Genomic DNA, 13,008 nt, shown 5'->3' with positions numbered 1-13,008 from the left:
AAAAGCCGGCAGCTAACTTGCTCCCGGCTTTTTAGTATTAGCCAAATGCTTCATACTCAACGACTTTAAGCGCGCTTCTTCCATGAATCCTTCAAAGGAACAATACGGTTAAACACCAGCCTGTGTTCTGTCGTATATTTGGAATCCACGCAGAAATATCCGTGTCTGATGAATTGGTACGTACGGTTCATCGTCGCTTCCAGCATGGAAGCCTCCAGTATGGCGTTTTCGATTCGAATCAACGATTCGGGATTCATCAGATCCTTCCAAACGTTATCCGATTCTGATAACTCGGCTGATTCCTTCAGCAGCTTATCATACAAGTGAAGTTCCGCCGGAATCCCGTGCTTCGCAGACACCCAATGCAGCGTTGCTTTCACCTTCCGCTCATTAAATCCGCTCCCGCTCTTCGTTAGTGGATCATACGTGCAGTGAATCTCCATGATTTCCCCCGTTGCCGGATCTTTCACGACATGTTCGCATTGGATGAAGTAGGCTCCTTTCAAACGCACTTCCTTGCCAGGGGATAACCGGTGAAATCCGGGAACGGGCTCCTCCATAAAATCCTCTTGTTCGATGTACAACTCTCGTGAAAAAGGAACCTCCCGCTCACCCAATGTTTCGTCACTTTCATGATTCGGTATGACAAGCATCTCGGTGCAATCTTCTGAAAGATTCGTGATGATCACCTTCAGCGGCCTCATGACGGCCATCGCGTTATAACACCGTTCCTTCAAGTCTTGACGGATATAATGATCGAGCATGCCCGAGTCCACCAGGCTGTTGCCGCGAAACACCCCGATTTCTCCCAGGAAACGACGGATACCCTCAGGTGTCACACCTCGCCGCCGTAATCCTTTTAACGTAGGTAGTCTGGGGTCATCCCATCCGTCGACAAAACCTCCCTCCACCAACTCCCTCAGGTATCGTTTGCTCGTAACGTATCCCGAGATATTCAATCTTCCGAATTCCCGCTGCTTCGGAGGCTCCGTCACTTCCAGTTCCGTAAGCACCCACTCGTATAACGGGCGATGATCTTTAAACTCGGCTGAGCATAACGAATGGGTAATTCCTTCGATCCAGTCCTGGATCGGATGGGCAAAATCGTACATCGGATATACACACCACGTTGTTCCCGTACGGTAATGCTCCGCATGAATGACACGATACAGGACTGGATCTCTCAGGTTCATGTTAGGGGAAGACATATCGATTTTGGCTCGGAGTACTTTTTCCGATGGTTGAAATGCCCCTGCGATCATTTGCTCAAATAACGCCAAATTCTCCTCAATGCTGCGCTCCCGAAAAGGGCTGTTGATGCCAGCTTCTGTCAGCGTCCCCCGGTATTCCGTCATTTGTTCAGGCGTGAGATCACAGACGTAAGCCTTCCCTTTAGCTATGAGTTTCTTGGCCGCTTCAGCGATTTGATGCGCATAATCCGACCCGAAATAAACGTCCGGCTTAAGTCCGAGCCACTCGATATCCTCCTGAATCGCATGTATGTATTTGATATCTTCCTTCAGTGGATTCGTATCGTCGAACCGAAGATTGAAAGTCCCATGGAACCGGCTGGCGATGGAATGATTGATGTAAATCGCATAGGCGCTGCCGATATGCAGATAACCGTTGGGCTCCGGCGGAAATCGCGTAGCCACCGGCCTGTGGTACACGCTGTTGTCTACATCCTCTTTGATCATCTTGGTCAAAAAATCCACCGTTTCTTCTACATTGTTTTTGTTCTCGCTCATACCTGACTCCTCCTTACGTTGATTTTTTCTGCCGTAACTCCGTAAAAAACAAAAAAATCCCGTCTCCAAGACATAAGTCTTGGGGACGAGATTGGTTTCGCGGTGCCACCCCTATTTGCCGATATCTCACGATACCAGCCTTTTCGGGTACGGCCATCACGCGATCGCTTATACCCTAGCTCTGTAACAGGAGCTCCTGTCGCACCATCCCTTATCCATAAGTTCCGATGCGCCGCTCAGAGACTTGGTTCAATGAATGGCTTCCAACTCCTTTTTAGCTTACCGGAGCTCTCTGTGGGGATTCCTGCTCATCTACTCTTCTCTTCATGGCGTTTACAATTTGATCCATAGTATCATCTAAATATAAAAAAGTAAACCATGGAACCTCACTAAAATGAAACGCCTGAATATGCGTTCCGTCAGCTTAGATCGGCAGCAGCTTCACGGTAGCCTGCTTGCCGCTGACCTGAATGCCCGTCTCCTTCTTGCCTACCTCAGCCAGATCTTGAACGAGTCGCTCAAGCAGCTTGCGAGCGGCTTCGCCCTCCTTGCCCTGAATGCGAATAACGGGCTGGACAGCTTTGCCCGCTTCCAGCAGCTTATGCATTTGCGACAGCTTGGTGTCATAATCATGCTCTTCAATATGTACAGACAAGCGGAATTCCTTTACTTTCACCGGACTTGATGAAGCTGTCTGGCCCTTCTTCTCTATCACGGCCTCCTGCTTCGCCTGCCCCCGGCTGACGAGCTTGCAGGGCGGGGGACTGCTGAATAGCGAGGTACACACCAAATCGGCTTTGTGACTTTTCGCCAGCGCAAGCGCCTCATCCCTGGAGACAACTCCCAGATCTTCGCCGTTTAGGCCGGTCAGCTCTACTTCGCGAGCTTTTATCTTTTCATTCATAATTAACATAGTGGATAGATCCTCCTATCGAGAGTATGTATTCGTTTATTTTATTGCTCTTCCTCTACGTTCACATCACTGTGCATGAACCGAACAATATGCGTTCGATATTCCTGCTCTTCCGTGATTTCCAGGCAGTTAAGCTGTTTACCGTACACGCACGCTCCATCGATACCGATTTTGTCCCCTTCTTCACAGAACCAAATCCCCTCCGAATCATGCAAGTTCATGGCCGGCGTATGCCCGAACACCACGGTTTTGTTAAGGCCTGTTGGATAATTATAGAACGGATCGCGAATCCAGATGAAATCATGATGAGGCTGCAACTTCCAGTCATCAACACCCGGATTGATTCCTGCATGCACGAATATGTGAGTGTCTGTTTCATAATAGAGGGCCAGCGTATCAAGAAAAGATAGATGATGCTCGAACTTTTTTTTAATATAGGCTTTACCTTCGTTATATCTGGCGCGATCCATTTCACCCTCAAAAAAATCGGCGCCGCAGTAGCTTTCAATCGTATGTCGAGCTCCATTGCGAATCCAGCGTGAGTTCACTTCATCCGTATCAAGCAAAATGGCATCCAGCATCATCTGATCATGATTCCCCCGAAGAGTGATGGCACCTTCATCCCGCAATTCCATCACTTGCTCAATGACTTCCCTGCTTCTTAATCCGCGATCCACATAATCCCCGAGCAAGATCAGCTTGTCCTTATCAGGATTGTACTGCACGTCAGACAATAACTGATTGAATTCATCGTAGCAGCCATGAATGTCGCTAATCGCTAATATTCGAATCGTAGTCCCCTCCATTCCGAGCAACTTTGCTATTTAGGTATAATAGCATATTCTCCTTCATATCAACACGCACTTGAATTCGGAGCTACGCCTTGTGAGGAACCAAACTTCCTTTCTCTTGGCAAACCTCCGCTATTGGTGAAAAAACACTCGTGTACAGTCCAAATTCATCCGCCTCCACAAAGAATCGAGCTAAAAAGCCATGCGTTCTGCCATAGGAAATGGTTGAATGCACGGCTTTTCTATTTATAGCCTATTTTATTAAACGATATTTAGCCATCACGTCTCCCCAGGGGGCATACCCGGCTTCTTTAAATCCAATTTCGGAATATAGCCTTTTTGCACGCTCATTCTCGGGTTTGTAACATAGCATAACATCGTCCGTTGTATCCGGCGAGGTCCGAATCTCCTCGAGAACCAAACGAATCGCGGGTTTGGCATAATGCAGTCCCTGAAACTTACCGTCGATCATAAACCGGTAAATCCAATAGTTATCATCGTGCGGGTGCAGACCATACATTACAAATCCGATCATCTCTTCATCATGGTAGATCGCACGCGTTTCGAAGCCCTCCATGAATTGAGCTTCCGCTATTGAATATAGATTGGGGGCGATCCACTTTTCCTGTTCAGGTCTCGGTTTAAGACGAATGCAATCCTCCCAATTGTCCTTATCTATGGCATGAAGTGTTATCAAATGCAAGACTCCTTCATATATGGTGTATGCCTTTATCCTAATCCAATGCCGACCATTTTTCACGGTATTAAATATGTAAATTCAAATATGACGCTGCACGTTGAAGGGTAGAGAACAAGATAATGAATGACTATAAGTATTTATTACATATTCCGATTATCTCTTAATGGATAAACTAGAAGTAACTTTATTTTTCATGGAGGCGATCTTTATGCGGCAATTCAACTATAACAACCAACGAAAAGGACAACTAACAATGAAACGAATGAGGGTTATTATATATGAAGAAAATATTGAATATTGGGGTTTTGGCCCATGTTGATGCCGGTAAAACCACACTAACGGAGCAAATCCTGTTTAGATCCGGAATTATTGATCAAGCGGGCTCCGTAGACCAAGGCAATACCATCACGGATTCGCTGGACATTGAACGCAGACGAGGCATCACGATAAAGTCCGCTGCGGTATCGTTCATGCTGGGCGATCTAAAAATCAACTTGATCGATACGCCAGGACATGCCGATTTCATCTCGGAGGTCGAGCATTCACTAAGTGTGCTGGATGGCGTCATTCTGGTCATTTCCGCGGTTGAGGGCGTACAGGCCCAGACGCGGGTGCTCATGCAAACACTGAAAGAACAAGGGATTCCCACCGTTCTATTCATGAACAAGATCGATCGAATGGGCGCAAACTACGAGAAAGTCTCTACCATGATACGTAATCTGCTGGATGAACATATTTGCGAGATGAGCTCTGTAACTCAGGAAGGCTGCGCAGCCGTTCGGGTGGATGTGGCCGATCCCCATAACGCCGGGTGGGTCGAAATGTTGGCACTGACCAATGACGATCTGCTGAACGACTATGCTCAGGATATTCCCATATCTCGCGAACGGTTGCAGGAGGAATTACACAGGCAAACCCAGCAAGGTAAAGTATACCCCCTTTTTGCAGGATCAGCAGCCAAAGGGATCAGCATCGAGCCGCTGCTTCATGCGCTTGGTGAATGTTTCCCCGTAAATGACGCCTCGGAGCTTCAGCATGAATCGTTATCCGGCTTGGTGTTCAAAGTCATCAAACTTCCGAATGGGGAACGTAACGTCTACCTCCGGCTGTTCGCAGGCAGTATCCAGGCACGTGATGAGATTAAGGTGATCACGCAGAACGGAAACACCACCATGTTCAAGGTGAAACACCTACATGCTCTGGATGATGGCAAATCCATTCCGGTGAATCAGATCGATGCCGGTGACATTGCGATTCTCATTACTGATGAACTCAAAGTGGGCGACGTCATCGGTGCTGTATCCGACAGGATGAGGCTGGTCCATTTTCAGAAGCCGCCGATACAAGTCCAAGTGTCAGCCAAGAATCCTGCGGAGGAGCATCAACTTTACACTGCCTTAAGCGATCTTACTGAAGAGGATCCGTTCCTGCAATATATCCAGGATCCAAATACCAAGGAACATATCATCCACGTATTCGGCAAAGTCCAGCAGGAAATTCTGCTGGAAACGATTCAGCAGCAATACGGCATCGAAGCTGTATTTTCAGCTCCGCGGGTCATTTGTATCGAGAAGCCTGTTGCGATGGGAGAGGCTGTTGAATATATGGGCGAGTGTCCTTTTTATGCAACGGTTGGCTTACGAGTCGAACCTGGCGAGAGAGGAACCGGACTTCACTATCGACTGGAAGTGGAGCTGGGCTCCCTCCCCTTATCCTTTCAGAAAGCGATTAAAGATACTGTGATTGAGGTGCTGCAAGAGGGACTGTATGGATGGTCCGTGACCGATATTATGGTGACGCTGACGCATACCGGCTACGCAAGTCCGGTATCGACGGCAAAGGATTTTCGCAGTCTGACCCCGCTCGTCCTCATGGCTGCGCTCAACATAGCCGGAACGGAAGTATATGAGCCCATAAACGTGATCCAATTCATTCTGCCGGAAACCAGTTTGAGCAAAGCGTTATCCAGATTGGCGGCACTGGAAGGGACCTATCAGGAACCCACATTCCACAACCATGCCGTCCACATTCATGGTACCATCCCCGTGCGGACGACCGACTTGCTGAAAGCCGAAGTCCATTCTCTAACAAGCGGTGAGGGCATGCTCTCCGTAAAACCAGGAGGCTACGTGAAGGTGCAAGCCACCGTCCCTGTGAATAAACGGAGACAAGTCAACCCGCTAAATCGCGGTGAATATATGCTTCATTTGAACAAGATCATGTAAGAACATATGTATCAATCCATAGCGGTGCCGAGAGATGGTCTCGCCCGCTATTTTGATGTGCTTAAAATCCTAGCGTCACTCTATCTTTCTTAGTCTGGTGCAACTCTTTTTGCCCCTTGTCACTTATTAAGTGATAGGAAAAAACGTTGCTCTAGACCCACCCCTGCTCTGCTTGGTAATATAGTCAGGTACTATTTTTTGGGCGTGCGGAAGGAGTCGGCTAGATTTGGAACAACAACGTTATCATGATTTAAAATTGGGTGAAAAAGGTGCCATCATCAGTATCATTGCTTATATCTGTTTATCTGCAATTAAATTATTGATAGGGTACACCGCGAACTCCGAGGCCCTGCGGGCGGACGGTTTAAATAATGCTACAGATATCGTGGCGTCCATTGCTGTATTGATCGGACTGCGATTATCGCAAAAACCTGCGGACCGGGATCATCCATACGGTCACTGGAAAGCGGAAACGGTAGCCTCCTTGATCGCCTCTTTTATTATGATGGCCGTCGGGATCCAGGTCTTGTTCGGGGCCGTCTCTTCCATGTTTGAAGGAAACCATGAATCGCCCGATCTCATATCCGCATGGACCGGCATTGTCTGCGCCATTGTGATGTACTTGGTCTACCGCTATAACAAGCGCCTGGCCTCCAAAGTAAACAGTCAAGCCGTAATGGCAGCGGCAAAGGACAATCTCTCGGATGCCTGGGTAAGCATCGGTACGGTTGTGGGTATCATCGGCGCTCAATTTCATCTCCCGTGGCTCGATCCGCTTACCGCCGTACTGGTAGGCTTCCTGATATGTAAAACCGCTTGGGATATATTCCGCGATGCCTCTCATCATTTAACCGATGGCTTCGATGAAAACATTGTCAAAGACTACAAAGAAACCGTAAAACAAGTGGTTGGCGTTAAGGGTGTCAAAGACATTCGGGCAAGGAATTATGGCAGCAACACGGTTGTCGACATCGTCATCCTGGTCAGGTCGAATCTGGATATCCGGGTCGCCCATGATATTTCTGAGCAGGTGGAACACGAGCTAAAAGAAACACACGGGGTTTATGACGTACATGTTCATATAGAACCGAGTTAAACCTGCAACATTACCAAGTGATATAACCAACAAAGAAGGTCCGGCCACAATCCTATGGCCGGACCTTTCAAGCGTTTTTAAATAATAGTTAAACTCGTGAACGAAGCAATGAAAGAAGCTCTTCATATATAGCAGGATTAGCGCAAACTATTTCTTCTCCATATAAGTCAGGAGGATAACCCGACGGCACCACACCGACATGGCCTGTAATTGCTCCAGCTTCACGAGCGATGAGACCTGCTGCTGCGACATCCCATGGAGCTAAGCTTTCTGTATGTGCGTCTAGTCGTCCGGATGCCACATAACAGATATCTATTGTCGGAGCAGCGAAACGTCGGATGTCTCTACAATGAGTAGTTAAGAGATTAACTCTTGCAAGAGCCGGATGTACTTTTTCTTTATCATGCGGGAAACCAGTACCGATAATCGAGTCTGTCAAGGATCCGGATCGAGGAACTTGAAGTTCTTTACCATTACAAAAAGCACCTTTTCCCCGAATTCCTACGTAGGTAACACCCAAATCAGGAGCATACACAACCCCTGCCCAAACCATGCCATCAACTGCTATGGCTGCAGAAATAGCAAAATGAGGAAGGCGATGTGCATAGTTTACCGTTCCGTCTAAAGGATCAATAATCCAAAGAGGACCATCAAAGTTATTTTTAGTCCCAAATCCATCGGTGTTTTCTTCGGAAAGAATACCATGTTCCGGGTAAGCACTAGTAATTGCCTCACGAATAATCTGGTCAGAAGCAAAATCTGCAGAAGTACAAGTTCCCCTGCATTTTTATATGTAACTTCTATAAGAGACTGAGTTTGTATTTTCGTGATTTTTTTCCCGGCTAAGCGAACTATCTTTTCTGCGAAGATTGCCCATTCAAGTGCTTTATCTTTCATTCGCTGATCCGCTCCCTTTGAAAAATGTTAAGTAACATCGACGCTATCAACGGAATAACTCAATTCAAATATTCAAGTTCGTTATGTTATATTTTGGCATTTCCCGCCTACAATGGAAAAGAAAAAGACCGCCCTGGCTAGGAGAACGGTCTTTTTCCGACCATCTTACGTGATCGACTACTCTTTATGCGGTTAACTATACTTAGTTGTGTTCCTTATTTCTTCTGTGATTTTAATATTTCATCATTAACAAACGCCTTTAAGAAGAAAAGCTCATCTCCTTGAGGGGTTCTATGATTCTCTTTCTCAAAATACTCTATGCATTGATCTAATGATGTTGAATTGGCGGCTCTACTACTTAAGGTAAGATCTTCCCAAAATTGATTCATCTCATCGAGATCACAAATGGATTCATGACCAAGTAAGAAATGACTAGCATCATATTTTTGAATATCTTCGATCATCGGCATTAATTGAGATTTTTTATAATGAAATAATGAATTTGTAGTTGTACCATAAACACTATCACCTAAGAAGATGACTTTTTCATCCGGTATATAAACAACCGTTGAATCATCCGTGTGCGTACTTCTAATTGTTTCAATCATACAAGTTTTGTTACCCAAATCAATATGGAGAGATCCTTTGAAAACGATATCTGGAGCGTTTAATTTGAATGACTCTCTCTCTGGTATTTCCTTCTGTATAATCTCCTTACATTGTAAAGACATATTATTAGATTCTACATAGGCATTAAGAGAATGATCATCATACGAATAGCTTCTCCAAACATTCATTTTTTGATGGGTTAAATCATTAACAATGATCATTGCATTGTATTCATTCATCCCTAAGAAATGATCCCAATGAGCATGCGTTATGACCAAATATTTAATAGGGGGAACATGTAGCTTATTTATTTCATGTAAAAACTCTCTCGCATGTTGAATGGAATTCCCACCATCTACGACAAGGCTATATGTATCTCCGCAAACTAGCCCTAAGGTCGGTCTTTCTTTATCATTTTGGTTAGATAAATAATAGATCGATTCACTTAATTTATTTAACATGTTCAATCTCCTCTTCATTAAGTTTTAATAGTAAAGAGAAAATCTGCATGCTATTTTAAATAAAACATATAGATTTTCTCATATTATTTTTTTACCAATGGAATCGCCTCCCTTTTCTATTAATCATCCACATTTATGCGCTTCTTACCTATAAAAAGATTTAGACCGCCCTCTCTACGGTAACGGTTTATTTCGACCACCCACTTAGCGGCCGACTGCTCGTTATGCAGTTATGGTGCTCAGGAGTCGTGTTCACACGCGGCTAACTTACATATTCTTACTTCAGTATATCTCATTTTATAAACGATGTTATAGATATTCATTGTAAAGTTTTATTTTATTCATATTCGACCTGTTACTCCTTTTCGCTATCCGCTCTCCCGGAATAATAAACCTTTCTAATCATAAGCTTAAACAAGAAAGCCATAAAAGGAGGGTTAAGTGAATTGACGAAAGTTAAAGTTAGTTTACGGCCCATTGTTAGCAAGCTAAATTTACCCACTGTATTGAAAACAACGATTCTTCCGGGCGACTCCATCGAAAGATTATTTATTGCAACCCAAGTAGGAGAGATCTTTTACATAGGAAACGGAGTTATAGAGACTTTCTTAGATATTCGCCTACGAATCCTGAAACTAGGTGGTTCTAGCGGCGGATATGACGAACGGGGTTTGCTAGGACTAGCATTTCATCCTCAATTTTATTATAATCGTCTGTTTTATCTCCACTATTCAGTAGCTGGAACCCAAGGTCCAGGGGCTCTTCCAGGTGCTCCTCCTGAATCTTTTAAGCCGAACCCGTGCGATGCTAGCACCTTAAACCTGAAGTGGGAAAATAGAGAACATCAATACGATCATATCGATACAGTCGAAGAATGGATTCTGCAATCGAATGGCCAACCTCAAAAAAGGCGGACATTACTTAACCTCAGAAGGCCGTTTTTAAACCATAACGGTGTCAATAGCTTAAACTTTTCCCCTGAAACAGGAAGGCTTGTTTTGACAACCGGTGATGGCGGATCAGGCTATGATCCGTTTAATTTAAGCCAAGACGATATGGAAATCGCAGGTAAAATCATCGAAATTGATGTCGTTAAGAATACATTTATCGATAATCCGCCCGTAGTTACACGCTTTAATGAACTGCCCGTACCCATTCAGGAAACGCTTACGGTAATAGCCAAAGGCGTTCGCAATATACCCGGCATTTCATTTCAAAGGTTTTATAATCAGTTTATCAAATACGTAGGAAATGTCGGACAGGATCTTGTAGAATCGATTTTTTCGTTCGTTCATTATAAACCGATACCGGTTACTCAGCTTATTCAAGCTTCTTTAATGAAAACGGAACCTGACCAAGAAGGATTTATTAACTTCGGCTGGCGCGGTTGGGAAGGTGCTTTTCCGACCTCGATCATAACCGGCTGCTCTGCAAATCCAGCTTTGAACGAGAAAACAATTGCTTATTACGATGAAGCCGTAAAAACTTCCGTACGGCGTCTTCAGCCTCTGACAAGTTATTTTCATGAAGATTCCCGAACCGATAAGTTTAGAGCAACTGCACTTACAGGTGTACAGCCTTATATGGGAAATGAAATCCCCTCTTTATCAGGAAACGTTGTGTTTACCGATCTAGCTCGAGGGAATGAATCTCAACTTCCCGTTAGAGGAGCCTTAGCATATACGAGGGTAAGAACGGATTGTAAGCTAAATGATTTTCATGTTATTGAAACCGATTATCCGTTTGGGTCTCAATCCGCATATTATGTTAGTTTGGGAACGAATCTGAATCAAACCAGACTCTATTTAGGGGTTTATGGCTCGATGAAAGTGGCTGATGCTAACCTAGGTACCGTTTTTGAAATTGTTCCATGATTCATAACGAACCAAAACCGGAGGGAAAGATGGACAACGTTATATCGTTCAAAAACGTATGGTTCCGGTACGATTCGCGCCAGGATTGGATACTTCGGGAAATCAATCTAACCCTTGATGAAGGAGAATGGCTTACGATCGTGGGTGGTAACGGTTCCGGAAAAACAACGTTAGTTCGATTGATTAACGGTCTGCTCCAACCTACATCGGGAGAAGTCGCCGTTTACGGAAAGACAACATGTGACCATCGGAACTTATGGAATATTCGCCAAAATGTAGGTATGGTGTTTCCCAACGCGGAGAATCAGATTGTTGGCATGACCGTTCAGGAGGATACGGCTTTTGGCTTGTATAATATCGGCGTTTCCCCGAAACAAGCAGAATCCCGGTGCCGATCCGTCTTGCAGTTGCTTGGGCTCTATGAACTGAAAGATCGTCCTCCGTATTTTCTATCCGGCGGGGAAAAACAAAAGCTCGCGATTGCCGGAGTTCTGGTCATGGAGCCCAAAGTGATCATTGTTGACGAGTCCACTTCCATGCTCGATACCGAAAGCGCCCGACAAATTCATCAGATCATGTCTGAACTGCATCGTGACGGATTTACGATTATCCAGGTGACCCATGAGGTCGAAGAGATTTTCACTGCCGATCGTCTTGTCGTGATGCAAAAAGGTAAGATCCAGTTCGATGGAACGCCCGAAGAAGCGGCGGCAAATTCATGCGTTTTTACGGACTCTGGCCTTCTCCCTCCGTTTTCTGTTCGAATGCGTGATCTTGCCAAGCAAACAGGGCTGAGTTTACCTACTACGAATGAATTTGAGTTCGGGGATGAGTGATGGATATTGTTTTGGAGAACGTCAATTGCATGCTTGCGGCCAGAACCCCTTTTCATAAAAAAGCCATTGATCGAATCTCGCTGCACGTTCCTGCAGGGCAGTTCGTGGCGATTATGGGGCCAACCGGGAGCGGAAAAACCACATTGGGACAGTTGATTGGAGGCCTGATCCTCCCTCAATCAGGGGTAGTACGGATCGGACCTTACCGAGTCAATAAAAAGTCCGACCGCCTCCGCCTTTGGAAAGCAATCGGATTCTTGTTCCAATTCCCCGAGCACCAAGTCATGGAGGATACGGTTTTCAACCATATCGGAGCCGGACTACATCGAATAGGTCCGAGGCGGGAATGGGTTGCCGAGCAAGTGAAACAAACGATGGAAGCCGTAGGGTTGTGCTTTTCACAGTTCAAAGACCGGTCACCATTTCAAATCAGCAGCGGTGAATTGCGGCGGATCGCACTAGCAGGAGTATTGGTTACGGAACCGAAAATTCTCATTCTGGACGAACCGACAGCGGGTCTGGATAGCTGGGAACGGAGCAGAGTGTTGTCGTATATCAAGCAAATTCATGATGAGAAAAAAATGACGGTTCTCTACATTACTCATCGGCTTGAAGAAGCCCTCGAATACGCTGATCGGATTCTCGTGTTAGACCATGGTCAATTGTACGTGGATTTTCACCCTTCTAAAATTCGGGATCACTGGCGGCGGCTGGAGCGAATCGGTTTTGTGAAAACGCCCCTGCTCCGTTTTATAGATTCACTCGAAAAACAGTTCGTCCAAAATCTGCTCGAAAGTGTATATAAAGAAGAGCAATTGATGTCATTCATCACAAATCTCTCTAGGGAGGAACTGTGAC

At 45.4% G+C, this 13,008-nt stretch carries 12 protein-coding genes and 1 other annotated feature; of the genes, 5 read left to right on the top strand and 7 right to left on the bottom strand.

Features of this window, described 5'->3' with window-relative positions:
• Positions 1–65: 65 nt before the first annotated feature.
• The 4 genes from AB4124_RS23765 to AB4124_RS23750 form a co-directional block, all read right to left on the bottom strand.
• On the bottom strand, positions 66–1,748 hold the full coding sequence (locus tag AB4124_RS23765) for a glutamine--tRNA ligase/YqeY domain fusion protein (protein WP_441974383.1): 1,683 nt from the start codon (positions 1,746–1,748) through the stop codon (positions 66–68).
• 78 nt (positions 1,749–1,826) lie between these two features.
• Positions 1,827–2,085: a binding site (T-box leader), on the bottom strand.
• An 87-nt stretch (positions 2,086–2,172) separates the two neighbouring features.
• On the bottom strand, positions 2,173–2,661 hold the full coding sequence (gene infC, locus AB4124_RS23760; protein WP_076326055.1) for a translation initiation factor IF-3: 489 nt from the start codon (positions 2,659–2,661) through the stop codon (positions 2,173–2,175).
• 41 nt (positions 2,662–2,702) lie between these two features.
• Positions 2,703–3,467, bottom strand: coding sequence for a metallophosphoesterase family protein (locus AB4124_RS23755; protein ID WP_441974382.1), 765 nt, complete (start codon positions 3,465–3,467; stop codon positions 2,703–2,705).
• A gap of 238 nt (positions 3,468–3,705) precedes the next feature.
• A complete protein-coding gene (locus tag AB4124_RS23750; RefSeq protein WP_441974381.1) occupies positions 3,706–4,149 on the bottom strand; it encodes a GNAT family N-acetyltransferase in 444 nt (147 codons plus the stop codon).
• Positions 4,150–4,430: 281 nt separating this feature from the next.
• On the opposite strand from AB4124_RS23750, the gene AB4124_RS23745 reads away from it, so the two are divergent.
• Together AB4124_RS23745 and AB4124_RS23740 are read left to right on the top strand one after the other, a co-directional pair.
• A complete protein-coding gene (locus AB4124_RS23745; protein ID WP_441974380.1) occupies positions 4,431–6,377 on the top strand; it encodes a GTP-binding protein in 1,947 nt (648 codons plus the stop codon).
• Positions 6,378–6,603: 226 nt separating this feature from the next.
• Positions 6,604–7,473: a cation diffusion facilitator family transporter gene (locus AB4124_RS23740; protein WP_430107203.1), complete on the top strand. Its 870-nt coding sequence runs from the start codon at positions 6,604–6,606 to the stop codon at positions 7,471–7,473.
• A gap of 88 nt (positions 7,474–7,561) precedes the next feature.
• Here the strand turns inward: AB4124_RS23740 and AB4124_RS23735 are convergent, their stop codons facing one another.
• The 3 genes from AB4124_RS23735 to AB4124_RS23725 all read right to left on the bottom strand — a co-directional run bounded on the left by AB4124_RS23735 (position 7,562) and on the right by AB4124_RS23725 (position 9,440).
• The gene (locus tag AB4124_RS23735; RefSeq protein ID WP_441974482.1) at positions 7,562–8,200 is read right to left on the bottom strand and encodes an inositol monophosphatase family protein; all 639 of its coding nucleotides are present in this window, start codon (positions 8,198–8,200) and stop codon (positions 7,562–7,564) included.
• Positions 8,095–8,370, bottom strand: coding sequence for a hypothetical protein (locus tag AB4124_RS23730; RefSeq protein ID WP_441974379.1), 276 nt, complete (start codon positions 8,368–8,370; stop codon positions 8,095–8,097). The genes AB4124_RS23735 and AB4124_RS23730 overlap by 106 nt, the downstream gene beginning before the upstream one ends.
• A gap of 215 nt (positions 8,371–8,585) precedes the next feature.
• Positions 8,586–9,440, bottom strand: coding sequence for an MBL fold metallo-hydrolase (locus AB4124_RS23725; protein WP_430107199.1), 855 nt, complete (start codon positions 9,438–9,440; stop codon positions 8,586–8,588).
• Positions 9,441–9,886: 446 nt separating this feature from the next.
• Between AB4124_RS23725 and AB4124_RS23720 the strand changes: the two genes are divergently transcribed.
• Genes AB4124_RS23720 through AB4124_RS23710 form a run of 3 tightly spaced genes read left to right on the top strand, consistent with a single transcriptional unit; the run spans position 9,887 to position 13,007 of the window.
• On the top strand, positions 9,887–11,314 hold the full coding sequence (locus AB4124_RS23720; RefSeq protein ID WP_441974378.1) for a PQQ-dependent sugar dehydrogenase: 1,428 nt from the start codon (positions 9,887–9,889) through the stop codon (positions 11,312–11,314).
• A 29-nt stretch (positions 11,315–11,343) separates the two neighbouring features.
• Complete coding sequence (locus tag AB4124_RS23715; protein ID WP_441974377.1) at positions 11,344–12,150, top strand: ATP-binding cassette domain-containing protein; 807 nt, start codon at positions 11,344–11,346, stop codon at positions 12,148–12,150.
• Entirely contained in the window at positions 12,150–13,007 is an 858-nt protein-coding gene (locus AB4124_RS23710) for an ATP-binding cassette domain-containing protein (protein ID WP_430107193.1), read from the top strand. Before AB4124_RS23715 ends, AB4124_RS23710 begins: the two co-directional genes overlap by 1 nt.
• Position 13,008: the final 1 nt, after the last annotated feature.

Origin of the sequence: Paenibacillus sp. 2KB_20 (genome assembly GCF_052115765.1) — a bacterium.
GTDB lineage: Bacteria > Bacillota > Bacilli > Paenibacillales > Paenibacillaceae > Paenibacillus_AQ.
The sequence above is the reverse complement of the archived record's forward strand: the minus strand, read 5'-3'. Positions and strand labels throughout refer to the sequence as shown.

Bases quoted from the DNA above. Each gene is read 5' to 3' on its own strand.
- AB4124_RS23765 (WP_441974383.1), bottom strand. From the start codon at position 1,748: ATGAGCGAGAACAAAAACAATGTAGAAGAAACGGTGGATTTTTTGACC.
- infC (WP_076326055.1), bottom strand. From the start codon at position 2,661: ATGTTAATTATGAATGAAAAGATAAAAGCTCGCGAAGTAGAGCTGACC.
- AB4124_RS23755 (WP_441974382.1), bottom strand. From the start codon at position 3,467: ATGGAGGGGACTACGATTCGAATATTAGCGATTAGCGACATTCATGGC.
- AB4124_RS23745 (WP_441974380.1), top strand. From the start codon at position 4,431: ATGAAGAAAATATTGAATATTGGGGTTTTGGCCCATGTTGATGCCGGT.
- AB4124_RS23730 (WP_441974379.1), bottom strand. From the start codon at position 8,370: ATGAAAGATAAAGCACTTGAATGGGCAATCTTCGCAGAAAAGATAGTT.
- AB4124_RS23725 (WP_430107199.1), bottom strand. From the start codon at position 9,440: ATGTTAAATAAATTAAGTGAATCGATCTATTATTTATCTAACCAAAAT.
- AB4124_RS23715 (WP_441974377.1), top strand. From the start codon at position 11,344: ATGGACAACGTTATATCGTTCAAAAACGTATGGTTCCGGTACGATTCG.
- AB4124_RS23710 (WP_430107193.1), top strand. From the start codon at position 12,150: ATGGATATTGTTTTGGAGAACGTCAATTGCATGCTTGCGGCCAGAACC.